The following is a 16,776-nucleotide window of genomic DNA, read 5'->3' as shown; positions in this document are numbered from 1 at the left end:
TCCTTGCGAACCCACTCACTGAATCGTCATGGAACCCTTCGCCACATTGCATCAACCCATTGGTGTCTTCGATGCCGGCATCGGCAGCTATGCCGCCGTCCGCCTCCTGCAGGAACGCTTCCCGAACCAGGACCTGATCTATCTCGCCGACCGCGCCAGCTTTCCCTATGGCGGCAAGGACAGGCAGGCCTTGCTGGACGCCACCGCGCAAGCCGTGCAACGCCTGCAGGGGCTAGGGGCGAGCGCCATCCTGATGGCGTCCAACGCACCCTCGGTCACCGTGCTGGAGGATTTGCGCCGCACCGCCAGCGTGCCGCTATTTGGCGTGGTGCCGCCGGTTGCCGAGGCCCTGGCGCTGTCGAAGTCCGGGCAAATCGGGGTGCTGGGGGTGCGATCGTTGGTGGAAAGCGCCGAGCTTGGCGCGTATATCGCGGCGGCCAGCCGGGGGCGCGGGCAAGCGTTCTCGTTCAATGCCTCCGCGCTGGTCGAGCTGGTGGAGTCGGGGGCGTTCCTGACCGATGCCGCGCGCACCGGCGCCGAAGTCGATGCATTTGTGCGCGCTATCCTCGCCACGCACCCGGAGATCGACGTCTTTACCTTGTCGTCCACGCACCTGCCCTGGCTCAGCGATTATTTCCAGCGGCTGTTTCCCGGCAAGGCCTTCGTCGATCCGGTACGCGCCGCGGTGGAAGCGCTTGCGCCGCTATCGACAACCGGCACTGGCCGGGTTGTTTGTGCGGTTACGGAGAACCGGATGCATACGGTGTTGGATTTTCGTTTGATGTTGGCGGGTATGGGGATTGAGTTGGATGTGGTGGTGGTTGGGGAGGGGATTTAGGGGTGGTCGCTTCTTTGAACGGCGTTGGTTTTTGGACCCAAGGGCCGTACGACATCTGCCTGCGGGGTTGGTCGCTGTTTGTTTGAGCGGCGTTGGCTCTTGCACCCAAAAGCCATACGACATCCCCCTGCGGGGGCTGCCGGTCACTCTTCTTTGCGTCGGCAAAGAAGACTAACGAGAAGAAAGCCGACCCTGCCGGGAGCAGAGCAATAAGGCTCCTGAGCCTCGGTGGTTGCGTCGTACGGCCAGGAGTGTTGGCTAGCGAATCCTACCGGCCCCAAGGACATCATTTCTGCATGACCTATGGGTTACGTCGTGCAGCCCCTGACCTCGCTTGCGGTGACCATTCACACATCTGCCGTTCGCGGGGCGAAGTGCTGCGCCGTTTCGGGTGTGGCTGGTTTCGTGGTTTTGTCTCGGAGGACGAGCGCCGTGGGTGTGAGCGCGGCCCTCGCGCACGGGCCACGGTGCCCACTACGAAACCAGAGGGGGATGAAGCAAGGTGCCGCTCGCGCCGGTACGGCAGGGCATCAAATGGCCGGGCGCCCGCCGTCAGAGACAAAACCACGAAACCACCAGGGCCGGCAGGATCGTGGCACTGCGTACCGCGAACGGCAGATGCCCGAACGCGCACCGAGCAAAGCGATCAGGGACACCACGACGTGACCATTGGGTCATGCCGTAGAGATGACCTCCAAGCCGGTATGGCAAAGGCCAGCCAACACTCCGGGCCGTACGACGAAACCACCGCCCCACATAAGCCTCATTGCTCTGCTCCCGGCAGGGTCGGCTTTCTTCTCGTTAGTCTTCTTTGCCGACGCAAAGAAGAGTGACCGGCAGCCCCCGCAGGGGGATGTCGTATGGCTCTTGGGTCCAAAAACCATCGCCGTACAAAGAAACAGCGACCAACCCAGCAGAGCGATATCGTATGGCACCTTGGGTGCAAGATGCCACCGCCGCTTACAAACCCTTCAACCCCTTCAAATCCTCCTCAGCAAACACCTCCTCCGCCATATGAAAAGCCGAATTAGCCGCCGGCACGCCACAATAAATAGCGGTCTGCAATAGCACTTCCTTGACCTCGTCGCGGCTAACCTTGTTGTTAGCCGCGGCGCGCAAATGCAGCTTGAGCTCTTCGCCGCGGTTAAGCGCCACCATCATGGCGATGGTGATCAAGCTACGCGAATGGCGCGGCAAGCCTTCGCGCGTCCAGATCTCGCCCCATGCATAGCGCGTGATCAGGTTCTGGAACTCTTCGGTCAGCGGGTTGAGCTTGGCCAGCGAGCGATCCACGTGGGCGCTGCCCAGCACCGCGCGGCGCACGGCCAGGCCGGCCTGGTAGCGCTCGCCATCGTTGGCGGGACGGCTGGCGGGCTGTTGCGCCTCGCCGCCCAGGAAGTCCAGCAACGCCTCGGTGAAGCGCGCGGGCTGTTCGCGGTTGGACAAGTGGGCCGCTTCCAGCTCGAGATAACGCGCACCCGGAATGGCGTCGGCCAGGGCGCGCCCTTCCGCCGCGGTCGTGGACGGGTCCGCGCTGCCGGCAATCACCAGCACCGGCACGGGAATCGTCTTGACCGCTTCGCGCAGGTCGGCGTCGCGCACCGCGGCGCAGTTGGCGGCATAGCCCCGGGCATCGAGGCCGGTCAGCACCTGGCGCAGGTCGTCCAGTTGATTGCCGGCGGCGCTGACGAAGGCAGGCGTGAACCAGCGCTGCAACGAGCCTTCAACCAGCGGCGTCATGCCGTCGCGCAGCACGCCTTCGATGCGCGTGTTCCACGCCTCGGGCGTGCCGATCTTGGGCGCGGTGTTGGCCAGCACGATGCGGGTAAAGCGCTGCGGTGCGTTCACGCCCAGCCACATGCCGGTGAGGCCGCCCATCGACAAGCCGCAGAAGGCGGCCTTCTGGATCTGCAGGGCATCCATCAGGGCGATGACGTCGCTGCCCAGTTCCGCCACGCTGCTCGGGCCCGGGGGCAATGCGGACTGGCCGTGGCCGCGGGTGTCGTAGCGCAGGATGCGGAATTGCTGGCCCAGCGCTTCGGCCTGCGGCGCCCACATGGTGTGGTCAGTGCCCAGCGAGTTGGAGAAGATGAGGACGGGCGCGGATGCCGGGCCTTCCAGAGTGTAGAAGAGGCGGTTGCCGGCGTGGGTGATGAAGGGCAAGGTGGTCTCCAGAGAATTCGGTTTGCGATTCAGTTACGTGTTCTTCGTGTGTTCTTCGTGTGTTCTTCGTGTGTCCCTCAAGCGCCTGTGGCTGGGTTCCCGGGACGCTCAATGCTGGCCAGCTTCCTGCCGCCAGGCCGCCAGGACCGCATCGACGAATCCCGCTGCCTGCCCGGCATAATTGGCCGGATCGCAAACCCGGTCCAGCGCCGCCGCATCCATCAACCCCGCATGCGCTGCGTCCTCGGCCAGGGTCGCGCCCAGGGCTTCGCGCAATGTCGTGCCTTCGGCAACGGCCCGCCGGCAGGCGCCTTCCACCAGGTGATGCGCGGGCAGCCGGCCAATCTTGCCGCCGAGTTCCAGCATGGCGGCTTCCGCCAGGATCAGCCCGTGCGTCACACCCAGGTTGGCGCGCATGCGCGCGGCATCCACCTGCAATCCTCCCACCACTTCCAGCATCTGCCGCAATGCCCCTGCTGCCAGCGTGACGATTTGCGGCAAGGTGTCCCATTCCGCCTGCCAGCCGCCCAGCGCGCGCTCGTGCTCCTGCACCATGCCGGCCAGCATGGTCGCCACCAGCGGCGGCACGCGCACGGCGGCGGTGAGCACGGCGGCGCAGCCAACCGGGTTGCGCTTGTGCGGCATGGTGCTGGAGCCGCCGCGCCCGGGGCCGGTGGGCTCCGCGACCTCGGCGACTTCCGTTTGCATCATCAGCGACACGTCGCGGGCGACTTTGCCCAGCGTGCCGGTGAGCATGCCGAGCGTGGTGGCTACCTCGACCATGCGGTCCCGGTAGGCATGCCAGGGCGTGGGCGCCACCGCCAGCGAGAGCGCGCGGCCAAGCGCCGTTGCCACTGCCGGCGCCTCGGCGCCCAGGCTAGCCAGCGTGCCGGCGGCGCCACCGAATTGCAGCGTGGCGGCCTGCGTGCGCGTGGTGTCGAGGCGGCGCAGGTCGCGGCGCAGGGCATCGAGCCAGCCGGCGGCCTTGAGGCCAAAGGTGGTGGGCAGCGCGTGCTGCAGCCAGGTGCGCGCCACCATCGGCGTGTCGCGGTGCTGCGTGGCGAGCGCCGCGCAGGCATGGCCAAGGGCCTTGAGATCGGCGTCGACCGCCTGCAAGGCTTCACGCAATTGCAGCACCATGCCGGTGTCGATCGCGTCCTGGCTGGTGGCGCCCCAGTGCACGTAGCGCGCGGCTTGCGCGTCGCGCGCGGCCACGCGGGCGGTGAGCTGCTTGACCAGAGGAATGGCAAGGTTGCCGCCTGCCACGGCGGCGGCGGCCAGCGCGTCGAAGTCGATCTCGCCGGCGCGGCAGGTGGCGGCGATCGCCTCGGCGGCGTCCACGGGGATGACCCCGCAGCTGGCTTCGGCGCGCGCCAGCGCGGCTTCAAAATCGAGCATGCGCTGCACGGTTGCCATATCGGAGAAAGCGGCCAGCGTGGCGGCGCTGCCGAACATCGGGTCGGTCAGTCGGGATGAAGTCGGCATCGAAAGAGGTTCGCATCGGCATGGAAAAACCCCAGCGCCGGGCCACGATGGGCCCGGCGCCGGGGCTTGGTTCAGCGCGGGCGCGCTGGCAATGGCTGCGCGCGGGATCAGATGTCGAAGAAGACCGTCTCGTCCTGGCCTTGCAGCACTACCTGCCATTGCAGCCTGCCTGCGCCTGTCTGCTGCGCCACCAGCGTGTGGCGGCGCGCGGCGGGCACCTGCGACAACGCCCAGTCGCGGGCGTTGGCCTGCGCTTCGTCCGGGAAGTATAGGCGCGTGGACAAGTGCTTGAGCAGGCCGCGCATGAACAGCGAGACGACGATATGCGGCGCCTGCGGCCGGCCGTCGGGGCCGGGCACGGGGCCTGGCTTGACGGTGACGAAGCGGAAGCTGCCGTCGGGCCCGGTCGGCAGCCGGCCAAAACCGGTGAAGCCAGGCACCAGCGCCGTCTCGGCGCCGTCGCGCGCATCGTCGGGGTGGCGGTAGCGGCCGGCCGGGTTGGCTTGCCAGATTTCGACCATGCCGTCGGGCACGGGATCGCCCTTGCCGTCGATCACGCGGCCTTCGATCACGATGCGCTCGCCCGTCAGTGCCGGCGCCTCGGCGGTCAGGTCGGCGCGGTCAAGGCCGGACAGGCCGATATGCAGGTAGGGTCCAACGGTCTGGGATGCGGTGGCGTACAACATGGCTTACTCCATCGGCGTGGCATCGCGGCCACGCAGCACGATATCGAAACGGTAGCCGAGCGCGTACTCGGGGACCGTGGTTTCCCAGTCGAAGGTGGACACCAGGCGATCGCGCGCCTTGGCGTCGGGCACGCAATTGAAGATGGGATCGAAGGCGAGCAGCGGGTCGCCCGGGAAATACATCTGCGTCACCAGCCGCGTGGCATAGGCGTTGCCGAACAGCGAGAAATGGATATGCTGCGGCCGCCAGGCGTTGTGGTGGTTACGCCAGGGATAGGCGCCCGGCTTGATGGTCTTGAACTGGTAACGGCCCTGTGCGTCGGTCACCGCGCGGCCTTCGCCGGTGAAATTGGGATCGAGCGGCGCGTCGTGCTGGTCCCGCTTGTGCACGTAGCGGCCAGCGGCATTGGCCTGCCAGACCTCGATCAGCGCGTTCGGCACGGGACGGCCGTTTTCATCGAGCACGCGGCCGCTGACCAGGATGCGCTCACCGATGGGTTCCCCGGCGTGGCCGGCGGTAAGGTCGCTGTCGCCGTTGCGCACGAACTCGGCGCCGAACAGCGGGCCGGTGACCTCGGACAGGGTCTGGTTCAGCGCCACCAGCGGCTCGTTGGGCGAGCGCAGCGCTGTGGAACCGTAGGGGTCAAAGCGGTATTCCGGCTGGGTGTCCCAGTAGTGGCGGCGATATTGCGCCAGCCCTGGCGGCAGCTTGATGGGCGAGTCGGCCATGATACGTGTCTCCGTGGGGTGGAATTTTCATTACTTTATTTGCAGTCACGGCGCATGTATATTGAGTTTTTTGACTATTTGCATAACTTTTAGATATGCTGCCGCCCTTCCGCAACCGTGTCCGCCTGCGCCACCTGCATTGCTTCGTGGCCGTGGCGCAAACCCAGCACCTGGGCCAGGCCGGGGAGCAGCTGGGCCTCAGCCAACCCGCCGTATCCAAGACCCTGACCGAGCTGGAAGCGCTGCTTGGCGCACGTTTGCTGGCCCGCGGCCGGGCGGGCACCGAGCTGACCGAGCTGGGCCAGCGCTTCCTGCGCCACGCCCTGCGCGTGCTGGAAGACCTGGACGAAGCCGCGGTCAGCGTGACCGGTGCGCACGCCGCGGGCCTGGAGCACATCCGCGTCGGCGCCCTGCCCAGCGTCGTGCCCGACCTGCTGCAGGAAGCCGTGCTGGCCTTTCGCCGCACGCATCCGGACGTGGGCCTGGCGGTGCAGACGGGCATGAACCGCACGCTGATCGACTGGCTGAAGGCCGACGTGCTCGATATCGCCATCGGCCGCATGGACAATCCGACGGTGATGGAGGGACTCTGGTTTGAAATGCTGGACGCCGAGCCACTGCTGCTCGCCGTGCGCAAGGGCCACGCGCTGGCGAAAGCGCCCCCTTCCCTGACGGAGATCATGGCTTGCCAGCTGGTGGTCCCCGCGCAAGGCTCGGCACCACGGCACAGCGCCGAGAGCCTGCTGGCCCGGCACGGCTTCATGCTGCCACCGGGTGTGCTAGAGACCTCGGACGCTTACCTGGGCCAGTTGGTCGCCCTGAAATCCGACGCCATCTGGCTGGCGCCGCGCTGCGCCATGCGCCAGGCGCTGGAAAGCGGCGAACTGGTGCTGCTGCCCATCTCCGGCCAAGGCAGCGAGGAACCGGTCGGGCTGTTGCGCCAGGGCGGCCGCGAGCTCGGCGCCGCCGCCGAGGCCTTTGTGCAGGACCTGCGCGAGCGCGCCGCGGCACGCTCGCACGGGCTGGCTGGCAAAACGAGGGCATAGCCGGCGGCTACATCTCCGTCGCGTCCTCGACGCCCTTGCCGGCCGGACGGGCCACGTCCGGCGACAGTTGCAGGAAGATCCACGCAGAGGCCGAGGTAATCAGCCCTACGCAGATAAACGTGGCATGGAACGCCGGCAGCGCGCTGGTGGCGCCGTGGCGGCCAAAGGTGCCCTGGAAGGTCGCCAGCAACGCGCCGGCCGACGTCACCGCCAGGCTCATCGACAGCATCTGCACCATCGACAGCAGGCTGTTGCCGCCGCTAGCGCCGGCCGTGCCGAGGTCCTTCAGCGTGACCGTGTTCATGGCGGTGAACTGGATCGAATTGACCATCCCGAACAGCGCCAGCTGCACCAGTACCAGCGCCAGCGGCTGGGTGGGTGAGATCAGCGCGAACGACGCCATCGCCAGCCCCACGAGAAAGGTATTGGTGACCAGCACCTTGCGATAGCCATGACGCTCGATCAGGCTCGTGGCAAGCCGCTTGGACGCCATGCCCGCCGCCGTGATCGGCAGCATCATCATGCCCGCCTGGAACGGCGAGTAACCCAGGCTGACCTGCAGCGTCAGCGGGATCAGGAACGGCATGGCGCCGTTGCCGATGCGCGCAAACAGGTTGCCCAGCAGCCCCACGCTGAAGGTATGGATGCGAAACAGCCGCAGCGCAAACAGCGGCCGCCGCCGCCGCGACGCGTGCAGGACGTAAGCCGTGAGTGAAGCCATGCTGGCAATCAGCAGCATCAGCACGGTGGCATGCTCGAAGCCAAGCTCCGCCAGGCCATCCAGCGAAAACGAAATCGTCAGCATCGAGATCGCGAGCAACAGGTAACCGCTCAGGTCGAACGGCGCCACCCCGTGCAGGCGCGCGTTGGGCATGTAGCGCATGGTGGCCAGCCCCCCTAGCAGCCCCACCGGCACATTGATCAGGAAGATCCAGTGCCAGGAAAAGGTCTGGGTCAGCCAGCCCCCCAGCGTCGGCCCGATCAGCGGCCCCACCATGCCCGGAATCGCCACAAAGCTGAGCGCCTGCAGGTACTGGTCCCGCGGGAACGTGCGCAGCACCGCCAGCCGCCCCACCGGCAGCAACATCGCGCCACCCACGCCCTGCACCACCCGCGAGACCACCAGCCAGGTCAGGCTATTGGAATAGGCGCAAGCCAGCGAGCCAACGACAAACAGCACGATGGCCGTCTGGAAGATGGTGCGGGTACCAAAACGGTCCGCCAGCCAGCCCGACGCCGGAATGATCACCGCCATGGTCAGCGAGTAGGCGATGATCACCGACTGCATCCGCAGCGGGCTCTCCCCCAGGCTCCTGGCCATCGAAGGCAATGCCGTGTTGACGATCGTGGAATCCAGCGTCTGCATGAAGAAACCGATGGCGACCACCCACAGCATGATCCTGCGGGTGCGGTCGTCGGTGGCGAGCGGAGTGGTGTCTTGCATGGAATGTGGGCGTAGAACGGCGCTGGGGCGGCTGTCGGGATAGTGTAGACCAGCGACCACGGGCCCGGTGCCGATGCCGACGACATCCGCACGGCAAGGCATGCATGCCGCCCGCCTTCAGATCTCCGCCCGCAGCCCCACAAAAAACCGCCGCCCCGGCGCCGGCTCGAAATACCGGCCATTGCTCTCGTTTACGATCACCGACCCGATGTAATGCCGGTCGGCAATATTGTCGATGCGGCCATAGGCATACCAGCGCATGCGCCCCACGCGGAAGTTATAGCCGGCGCGCAGGTTGAAGGTGGCATAGCCCGGCGCATATTGCGTGTTGAGGTCGTCGGCGAACACGCGCCCTTCCACGCGCATCTCCACGCCCAGCGTGAGGTCGGCTACCGGCTTGTACGTGGCCTCGGCGAACAGGCTGTGGCGAGCGGTGCCGGGCAGGCGGTTGCCAGAGGCTACCGTTGCGCCCTGCGCATTGCGAAAGGCGTCGCCAAAATAGGCGTCGAGCCAGGTGTAGGCCAGGCCGGTGCCGTAGCGCTCGCCGGGGCCGTAGGTGCCGCGCCATCCCAGCTCCAGACCGCGCCGGTGCACACCGTTGACGTTCTGGTAGACGGAGCGGCCGTTGTCGTTGGACAGCGGCACGATCTCGTTGTGGCTGCCGGCGTCGAACACCGCGGCTTCCAGCCGTTGCCCTTTGCCTTGCCATTTGACGCCGATCTCGCCCTGGCGGCTGGTGGAGGGCTGCAGCCCGAGGTTGGTGCCGATGCCGCCGCGGCCGTAGGCGACTTCGGTCAGCGTCGGGGTTTCGAAGCCGCGGCCAAGGTTGGCGTAGACATTGAGCGAGTCCACCGCCTGCCAGACCACGCCGAGCACCGGGCTGACGTTGTTGTAGGTGGCGGTGCCGCTGTCGTCGGGGCTGGCGGCGGTGATGTAATGATCGTCGATGCGCAGCTTGACCTGGCTGGCGCGCACGCCGCCGACCAGCCGCCAGGAGGGACTCCAGGTCCAGTCGAACTGGCCGAAGGCGCCCAGGCTGCCGGCCTTGTCGGTTTCGTCGCGGCGCAGCGCGCCCTGCGTGCCGTTCTGGTTCACGAAGCCGGTGCGCGCGTCGCGCATGCCGTCGGCGTCCACGCCGGCGCTCCATAGCAACGGCAGTCCGGCTACCGTGGTGTTGTGGTGCCAGGACATCGCACCGCCGCCGTAGGATCTGTCGATATCCACGATGCCGCCCGCCGACGAGGGCGCGATGCCGCTGAAGCCCAGGTACTGGGTGAGCTCGCGGGTGCCGCCATAGAGGCGGAATTCAAGGTTGTCCTGCTCGCTCAGGCGCTGCTCGACCAGCACGCCGCCCTGGTTCTGCCGGACGGTCTTGCGGGTATTGAACTGGGTGGCCAGCGGCACGACCTGGCGCGGGTTGGCGTCGGCCTGGGCACGCGTGAGGCCGAGCGGGTCCTGCGTCTGGGGCTGGTCGAAGGCGTTGAACAACAGCGTGACACGGGTGCCGGTGACCGGCTCTGCCACCACCTTGGCGTTGAGCTGACGGCGCCGGGCCGCGCTGTGGTCGCGGTAGCCGTCGGTCTCGAACGTCCATGCATCCAGCACGCCGCCGATCTTGTCGTTGCCGCCGCCCACCGTCACGCCGGCCATCCATTGCCCGTCGGAGCCGAACCCGGTGGTGGCGCGCGCCATCGGCGCCTTGGGTGGATCGGGCGTGAAAATCTGCACGACACCGCCCGACGCATTGCCGTAGAGCTGGGCAAAGGGGCCGCGCAACACCTCGATGCGGCTGGCATTGGTGAGATCGGCGGTGGAGGCCTGGCCCTGCCCGTCCGGCATGGTGGCTGGTATGCCGTCCACGAACAGCCGCACGCCGCGCACACCGAATGTGGAGCGGCTGCCGAAGCCGCGCACCGCAAGCTGCAGGTCTTGCGCGTAATTCTGCCGCTCGCGCGCAGCCACGCCGGGCACGAGCGGCAACAGCTCAGACAGATTGATCAATGGGCTGGGCGTGCTCAGCGAATCGACGGGAACGCTGTCGATTGCGGCCGGCGCGTCAAAGCGCTTTTGCTCGGCGCGGCTGACGCTCACCACCACGTCCGGCAGCATTTCCTCGGCAAAAGCCGCGCCGGGCGCGGCGGTAAGCATCGCCGCCGCCAGGCAGCACAGGCGGTGCGAAGCCTCTGCGGAAACCGGTTTCCTGCTTCGCCCACCGCCCTTGTTGCCTGCCATATCCCTGCCCTGAGTTTGTTGATTGCTTCCTTTGCTGCTGCGCGGGCGACCTGCCCGGTTGCTACTTGGCCATTGCCTGGGCCTTGGGCCGGATGGCGTCTGCGGTGCCCTGGATAAATGCCTTGATCTTCTCGACATCGTCCGCGCTCAGCTTGCCGGTGAAGTCTGGCATGCCGCGCGCCATGGCGGGTCCCTTGAAGATGAACTTGTCGAGATTTTGAATATAGGCGGTATTCATATAGCCGAGGTTGGGAATATTGCCGCCGCGGTCCACACCGGGCACGCCATGGCAGAGCACGCAGTTGCTGACGTAGAGCGCCGTGCCGGCCGCGACGTTGGCCGGGTCGTACTTCACGCCCGACAGCAGTTCACCCGCGCGGTACTGCACGAAGGCCGGCATCGGCGCCTTGCCGCCAACCGCGAAGGTGTAGACGGTGCCCGGCCCCTGGCGCTCGGTGGCGCGCTGGGCCTGCCCGTAGACGCCCCCCCAGCCGACGGCGACGGACACGTACTGCTTGCCGTCCACCAGATAGCTCACGGGCGCCGCGATCACGCCGGTGCCCGTGGGCGACTCCCACAGCTTCGCACCGGTGGCGGCGTTGTAGGCGATGAAGCGGCCATCGGCCGTGCCCTGGAACACGAGGTTGCCGGCGGTGGTGAGCGTGCCGCCGTTCCACGGCGAGACCTGCTCCTGCGTCCAGACGGCCTTTTGCTGCACCGGGTCCCAGGCGATCAGGCGCCCGAAGGGCTGGCTGGTGGGCGGCTCTGCATTGAGGAACTTGGCCGTGTTCCATCCCACGTTGCCGTGCGGCTGGCCGGGCTGCTTGCCGTTGAACGTCCAGTTCTTGTCGTCCATCAGGTTGAGCGGCACATGCTGCGCGGGCAGGTAGACCAGGCCGGTCTGCGGGTTGAACGACATCGGATGCCAGTTGTGCGCGCCGTAGGGCCCGGGGATGGCGTCATAGGGCTTGTCGGTGGCGCGTGCCTCCGGCAGCTCGATCGGGCGTCCGTTCTGGTCGTAGCCACTGGCCCAGTTCACATCGACGAAGTTCTTGGCCGAGATGAACTGGCCGTTGGTACGGTCGATGACGAAGAAAAAGCCGTTCTTGGGCGCGTGCAGGATGACCTTGCGCGCCTTGCCGCCAATATTCAGGTCGGCCAGGATCATGGGCTGGGTGGAGGTGTAGTCCCAGTTGTCGCCGGGCGTCTCCTGGTAGTGCCAGACGTATTTGCCGGTATCCGGATCCAGCGCGACGATGGAGGCCAGGTAAAGGTTGTCTCCGCCGGCCGGGCTGCGCTTGCTGCGCGACCAGGGCGAGCCGTTGCCGGTGCCCACGTACATCAGGTTGAGCTCGGGGTCGAAGGCCAGCGTGTCCCATGCGGTGCCGCCGCCTCCGGCTTCCCAGTACTTGCCGGCCGGGTCCCAGGTCTTGGCCGCCTTGGCCATCGACTCGTCCTCGAACGGCTTGCTGGGGTCGCCGGGCACGGTGAACCAGCGCCATTTCTGCTCGCCGGTGCCGGCATCGTAGGCGGTGATATAGCCGCGCACGCCGTACTCCGCACCGCCGTTGCCGATGATGACCTTGCCCTTGAACACCCGCGGCGCGCCGGTGATGGTGTACGAGTGGGTGCGGTCGATGATGGTGTCCTTCTCCCACAGCTTGCGGCCGCTGCCGGCATCGAGCGCGATCAGGCGGCCATCGTAGGAGGCGACAAAGACCTTGCCCTGGTACAGCGCCACGCCACGATTGACCACGTCGCAACAGCCCTTGTAGCCAATCGACTTGTCGACCTTCGGGTCGAAGGTCCAGATGCGCTTGCCGCTGCGGGTGTCGATGGCATGCACCACGCTCCACGACGCGCTGACGTACATGATGCCGTTGACTACCAGCGGCGTGGCTTCCACCCCGCGCGTGGATTCGAGATCGTAGGACCAGGCCAGCCCGAGGTCCTTCACGTTGTCGGCATTGATCTGCGAGAGCCGGCTGAAGCGGGTTTCCGCGTAGTCCAGGCCGTAGCTGGGCCAGTCGGGTGTCTTGGCGGCGTTGCCTTCGATGAAGGCGCCGTCGACGCTTCGGGTGACGCTACGGATGTGATCGGCGCTGGCCACCTTGGCCGGCGGCTTGGCCTGCGCCGCCGCCAGCGAGAACGCCGCCAGCCCCGCTACCAGCACTGCCACCTTGCGTGACAGGCCTGCTTGATTGCCAGCGCGCTGCGCAACGCGCGGCCAGCAGGAGATAACCCGCTCGGGTTCTTGGCTCATTGTGTCTCCTCTTTTTTACTTCTTCTTCGGGGGAAGCCAGGCTGGTTCTATGCCAGCGGCTGGCCAATGGCGCGACGGACATCGCCCGTCGCGCCACCGGATTGCAGCAGACCTAAGAATGGCCGCAGGGGTAGGTTTTACCCACTCGGGATTACCCGCAGAGCGAACGCCCCCACCACGCGCGGCGATGCCGCTCAGTAAGCCATGCAGACCGACTTGATCTCGGTATAGGCCTCGATGGCGGAGCGGCCATGCTCGCGCCCGACCCCGGAGGCCTTGTATCCACCAAAAGGCATGTTGGGGTCCACGATATTGTGTGTATTGACCCAGACCGTGCCAGCATCCAGGCCATCGACCAGCCGCTGCACCGCGCGCAGGTCGTTGCTCCAGATGCTGGCGCCCAGGCCATACTCGGACCGGTTGGCCTCGGCCAGCACGGCCTCGGGGTCGTCAAACGGCATAGCCACCACCACCGGGCCGAAGACTTCCTCGCGTACCAGCGTCAGGTCCTTGCACGCGGCGTTGGCCACCACGGTGGGCCGCACGAAATAGCCGGGGCGGTCCAGCGCAGTGCCGCCCGCGACGATGTCCGCGCCTTCGCTGCGCCCAGTGCCGATCAGCCCCATGACCTTGTCGCGGTGACGCGACGACACCAGCGGCCCCATCTGGCTGGCCGGATCGAGCCCGGAGCCCAGCACCGTGGCATTGGCCACCTTGCCCAGCCCCTCGACCACTTGGTCATAGTGGCGGCGCGCCACGTACAGGCGCGAGCCGGCCGTGCAGACCTGGCCCTGGTTGAGGAAGATGGCGCCGGCCGCGCCCTGGATGGCATGCGCGGGATCGCAGTCATCCAGCACGATGACCGGGCTCTTGCCGCCGAGCTCCAGCGACACGCGGCGGATATCCTGGCCGCAGCGCGCACCGATCAGGCGCCCCACTTCGGTCGAACCGGTGAAGGTAATCTTGTTGACGCCGGGATGCGCCACCAGCGCCGCGCCGGGCACGCCGTCGCCGGTCACCACGTTCAGCACGCCCGGCGGGAAGCCCGCTTCCAGCGCCAGCTCGGCCAGCCGCAACGCGGTGAGCGGCGTTTCCTCGGCCGGCTTGAGCACCACGGTGCAGCCGCAGGCCAAGGCCGGAGCGATCTTCCAGACCGCCATCAGCAAGGGGAAATTCCACGGCACGATGGCGCCCACCACGCCGACCGGCGAGCGCCGGGTCATGGCGCTATAGCGCGTGCCAGGGGGAAACGGTACCGATACGTCCAGCGTGCTGCCTTCGATCTTGGTGGCCCAGCCGGCCATGTAGCGCAGCCATTGCGCGCTGCCGCCCACCTCCAGGCCTTGCGAGAACGCCAGCAGCTTACCGTTGTTAAGGGTTTCAAGCCGGGCTAGTTCGTCGCCGTGCTGCTCGACCAGGTCGGCCAGCTTGAGCAGCAGGTGCTCGCGCTGGGCCGGCATCATGGCGCGCCACGTGCCGCCGGCAAAGGCACGCCCGGCCGCGGCCACCGCCACATCGATATCCGCCGCGCCGCCCGCGGGCACGCGCGCGATCTCCTCGCCGGTGGCGGGATCGAACACGGCGAAGGTCTCGCCGGACTCGGCCTGGCGCCACTCGCCGTCGATCAGCATGGCATTGCGGATGGCCTGGTTCAGGCCGCTGCGGGCTTCCTTGGGTGCATTCATCTTCGTCTCCGGTTGGTCTTGGCTGGTGCCTTGTTATGGAGATCGAAGTTAACACCACGGCCCGATCATGGCTTGTCTGGCCGTGCACAAAGCTTGTCGATGCGTGCAAAGCCTGGGAAAGGCTAAAGCTGAAGCCAATGGCCCTTGGCACAACAACGCCGCAACGCGCGCCCGCCCTCTCCCCCGGCTGCTCTCCCACAAGTGGGAGAGGGGAGCCGCCCAGCGGAAGAGTCAGAGCATCGATTCAGTGTAGCCGTGTGACCCGCCCCCAGGCGGGGAACACCCCAGCGCGATGCGAAGCGAGCCGTCAAGGTTTACCTTGGCCGTATGGGGCGCCTCGTGAGCCGACGAAAAGAGCGGAAAAGAGGGACCCATGTCTGAGTATCGCCTTAAGGCGATGCGAGTTTGGGTCCCGGCCGCTCTTTTCGTTGGATCACGAGGGGTAGTCGCCCCATACGGCGCGCCTTCTTTGCCTACTTTCTTGGCAAGACAAGAAAGTAGGTCGCCGCCCCGCAGGGGTGGTGAAACGGCAGTTGAAGTTGCCTTTGACGTTGAAGTCAATCAGTTGCAATTGCAGTCGCAGCAAAGCCCCCCCTTCCCCCCCGCATTCTGCTGCCGCCACTGCGTCGGACTCATCCCGAACCGCTCATGGAAGACCCGGCTGAAATGCGCCGCATCGCCAAACCCCAGCGCAAAAGCAATCTCGGTAATGCTGCGCCCGGCGTCGCCACTGCCCGCCAGCCGCGCCGCCGCCTGCCGCAACCGGCGCGACAGGATATAGGCATGCGGGGTCTGCCCGGACTCACGAAACAGGTTGTACAAAGTACGGCGCGACACGTTCAGCACTGCCGCCAGCCGATGCGCCGAAAGCTCCGGATCATGCAGATGCGCATCGATGAACTCGGCCAGCCGGCGCATGCGCGCTTCGCCAAGATGCCGCGCCACGGCAGCGTCCCCGCCATCGCCAAGGGCCGGCGGCGGCGTGCCGGCGCCTTGCAGCGCCGTCTCCATCAACGACACCACGGAATCCTGCAGCACGATCTGCCCTTGATGATCCAGCAGGTGCCCCGCGCAAGTGTCATGCAGCATGGCGCCCAGCGCCGACAGCGCGATGCGCGCCGCGCCCTCCCCGCGCAGCGCCCGGCCACCCAGGCTGGTCGCCGCCTGGCGCCAGCCGAAGGCGCGTTCCTGCGGCACCAGCAGCACCAGCACCCGGCAGCGGTCCGCCATCTCGATGCTATAGGGCTGCGCGGTATCGTAGATCGACCACATGCCTGGCTCCAGCGAGGCCTCGTTGCCGCGCTGCGCCACGCGGCTGCGCCCGCTTAGCTGCCAGAAGATCTTGAAGAAGCCCGCGTCGGATGCCGCCACGTGCCGGGACTCGCGCGCGACACGGTGCGCGTCGACATCCATGTCCGCCACCGCGCTGGCGCCGAAACGCGCATAGCTGACGTGGCAATGAAAGCCCCCGCGCGTCTGGCGCGAATAATCGAGCGGCAGGAAACTGGTGTCGATGGCTTCGCGCCATTGATCGAAGGTCACGGTGGTCAACCGCGCCGGCGTCTGCTGCAGGTGCTGCGCTGCGGGCATCAGGACATCTCCAGTAGCCGGCGGTGTCTGGGCAACATGCGGGGAACATGCAGGGAACGCGCCGGAGGCCTCGAAGGTGGTTGCAAAGCCTAATGGAAAGCCCGTGAGCCGACAATGGGAACAATCACGCAGGCGCGCCGGCCAGCGCGGCGGCAAACATGCGAAGCCAGCATCACTTGCGATGTCAGACCACGCGATAGATTTCCCAGCGCGCGGTGCCGGAGACGACGAACGGTTCCAGCTCCTTGCCCCATTGCGCGTGGGCAGGTATCGACGCGAGCCGAGCCCAGGCGCTATCCAGTTCGCCGAGGTTGCTCACCTCCCAGTCGTGGACCACCGTGGCCTCGAGCGCGCCAATCGAGCCGGTCAGCAAGCGCCCGGTGACCAGGCCGACTTGCGGGGCGATCTCGCGCGCCCATGCCTGCAGGCGCTCGATGACTTCTTGCTTGTGCCCGAAACGGGCATCGATCTGCCACCTGGCTATCAACATGATGCTGCTCCTTGAACATTGGACATTGAACGTTGGCCGCAGGTGTCGCGAGGGCGGACCGCCCCGCTGCACGCGGCGGCTAGCACCCCCGCCCCACCCATGTGCTACTTTTTTGAGAGGCCACG

General features: G+C 66.8%; 12 protein-coding genes. 2 read left to right on the top strand and 10 right to left on the bottom strand.

Going from position 1 to position 16,776, the window contains the following annotated elements; all coding sequences use genetic code 11:
- The first annotated feature begins 28 nt into the window (after positions 1-28).
- The gene (locus AC07XB_RS25735) at positions 29-838 is read left to right on the top strand and encodes a glutamate racemase (RefSeq protein ID WP_492832928.1); all 810 of its coding nucleotides are present in this window, start codon (positions 29-31) and stop codon (positions 836-838) included.
- A gap of 960 nt (positions 839-1,798) precedes the next feature.
- On the opposite strand, the gene pcaDC is transcribed toward AC07XB_RS25735, so the two are convergent.
- The 4 genes from pcaDC to pcaH all read right to left on the bottom strand — a co-directional run bounded on the left by pcaDC (position 1,799) and on the right by pcaH (position 5,901).
- Positions 1,799-3,001 carry a bifunctional 3-oxoadipate enol-lactonase/4-carboxymuconolactone decarboxylase PcaDC gene (pcaDC, locus tag AC07XB_RS25730; protein WP_492829635.1) on the bottom strand — a complete coding sequence of 401 codons (1,203 nt, stop codon included), beginning with the start codon at positions 2,999-3,001 and terminating at the stop codon, positions 1,799-1,801.
- A gap of 108 nt (positions 3,002-3,109) precedes the next feature.
- Complete coding sequence (locus AC07XB_RS25725) at positions 3,110-4,486, bottom strand: 3-carboxy-cis,cis-muconate cycloisomerase (protein ID WP_492829637.1); 1,377 nt, start codon at positions 4,484-4,486, stop codon at positions 3,110-3,112.
- A gap of 107 nt (positions 4,487-4,593) precedes the next feature.
- The gene (gene pcaG, locus AC07XB_RS25720) at positions 4,594-5,172 is read right to left on the bottom strand and encodes a protocatechuate 3,4-dioxygenase subunit alpha (RefSeq protein ID WP_492372984.1); all 579 of its coding nucleotides are present in this window, start codon (positions 5,170-5,172) and stop codon (positions 4,594-4,596) included.
- A gap of 3 nt (positions 5,173-5,175) precedes the next feature.
- Complete coding sequence (gene pcaH, locus AC07XB_RS25715) at positions 5,176-5,901, bottom strand: protocatechuate 3,4-dioxygenase subunit beta (protein ID WP_043355917.1); 726 nt, start codon at positions 5,899-5,901, stop codon at positions 5,176-5,178.
- 95 nt (positions 5,902-5,996) lie between these two features.
- On the opposite strand from pcaH, the gene AC07XB_RS25710 reads away from it, so the two are divergent.
- A complete protein-coding gene (locus AC07XB_RS25710) occupies positions 5,997-6,947 on the top strand; it encodes a LysR substrate-binding domain-containing protein (protein ID WP_492372985.1) in 951 nt (316 codons plus the stop codon).
- Between the two features lie 7 nt (positions 6,948-6,954).
- Here the strand turns inward: AC07XB_RS25710 and mdtD are convergent, their stop codons facing one another.
- The 6 genes from mdtD to AC07XB_RS25680 all read right to left on the bottom strand — a co-directional run bounded on the left by mdtD (position 6,955) and on the right by AC07XB_RS25680 (position 16,651).
- Positions 6,955-8,391 (bottom strand): multidrug transporter subunit MdtD, encoded by a 1,437-nt coding sequence (mdtD, locus tag AC07XB_RS25705; RefSeq protein ID WP_492812945.1) that lies wholly within the window; start codon positions 8,389-8,391, stop codon positions 6,955-6,957.
- 117 nt (positions 8,392-8,508) lie between these two features.
- Positions 8,509-10,539, bottom strand: coding sequence for a TonB-dependent receptor family protein (locus tag AC07XB_RS25700; RefSeq protein ID WP_492829694.1), 2,031 nt, complete (start codon positions 10,537-10,539; stop codon positions 8,509-8,511).
- Between the two features lie 145 nt (positions 10,540-10,684).
- Complete coding sequence (locus AC07XB_RS25695; RefSeq protein ID WP_492372989.1) at positions 10,685-12,886, bottom strand: PQQ-dependent dehydrogenase, methanol/ethanol family; 2,202 nt, start codon at positions 12,884-12,886, stop codon at positions 10,685-10,687.
- Between the two features lie 194 nt (positions 12,887-13,080).
- Complete coding sequence (styD, locus tag AC07XB_RS25690; RefSeq protein ID WP_492829639.1) at positions 13,081-14,571, bottom strand: phenylacetaldehyde dehydrogenase StyD; 1,491 nt, start codon at positions 14,569-14,571, stop codon at positions 13,081-13,083.
- Positions 14,572-15,132: 561 nt separating this feature from the next.
- Positions 15,133-16,161 (bottom strand): helix-turn-helix domain-containing protein, encoded by a 1,029-nt coding sequence (locus AC07XB_RS25685; RefSeq protein ID WP_492829641.1) that lies wholly within the window; start codon positions 16,159-16,161, stop codon positions 15,133-15,135.
- A 184-nt stretch (positions 16,162-16,345) separates the two neighbouring features.
- Positions 16,346-16,651: a hypothetical protein gene (locus AC07XB_RS25680; protein WP_492372992.1), complete on the bottom strand. Its 306-nt coding sequence runs from the start codon at positions 16,649-16,651 to the stop codon at positions 16,346-16,348.
- Between the last annotated feature and the right edge of the window lie 125 nt (positions 16,652-16,776).

This window comes from Cupriavidus sp. GW821-FHT02F09, assembly GCF_059421605.1.
This window is presented reverse-complemented; position numbering and strand designations above follow the sequence as displayed.

Bases quoted from the DNA above. Each gene is read 5' to 3' on its own strand.
- AC07XB_RS25735 (WP_492832928.1), top strand. From the start codon at position 29: ATGGAACCCTTCGCCACATTGCATCAACCCATTGGTGTCTTCGATGCC.
- AC07XB_RS25725 (WP_492829637.1), bottom strand. From the start codon at position 4,486: ATGCCGACTTCATCCCGACTGACCGACCCGATGTTCGGCAGCGCCGCC.
- pcaG (WP_492372984.1), bottom strand. From the start codon at position 5,172: ATGTTGTACGCCACCGCATCCCAGACCGTTGGACCCTACCTGCATATC.
- pcaH (WP_043355917.1), bottom strand. From the start codon at position 5,901: ATGGCCGACTCGCCCATCAAGCTGCCGCCAGGGCTGGCGCAATATCGC.
- AC07XB_RS25710 (WP_492372985.1), top strand. From the start codon at position 5,997: ATGCTGCCGCCCTTCCGCAACCGTGTCCGCCTGCGCCACCTGCATTGC.
- mdtD (WP_492812945.1), bottom strand. From the start codon at position 8,391: ATGCAAGACACCACTCCGCTCGCCACCGACGACCGCACCCGCAGGATC.
- AC07XB_RS25700 (WP_492829694.1), bottom strand. From the start codon at position 10,539: ATGCTTACCGCCGCGCCCGGCGCGGCTTTTGCCGAGGAAATGCTGCCG.
- AC07XB_RS25695 (WP_492372989.1), bottom strand. From the start codon at position 12,886: ATGAGCCAAGAACCCGAGCGGGTTATCTCCTGCTGGCCGCGCGTTGCG.
- styD (WP_492829639.1), bottom strand. From the start codon at position 14,571: ATGAATGCACCCAAGGAAGCCCGCAGCGGCCTGAACCAGGCCATCCGC.
- AC07XB_RS25685 (WP_492829641.1), bottom strand. From the start codon at position 16,161: ATGCCCGCAGCGCAGCACCTGCAGCAGACGCCGGCGCGGTTGACCACC.
- AC07XB_RS25680 (WP_492372992.1), bottom strand. From the start codon at position 16,651: ATGTTGATAGCCAGGTGGCAGATCGATGCCCGTTTCGGGCACAAGCAA.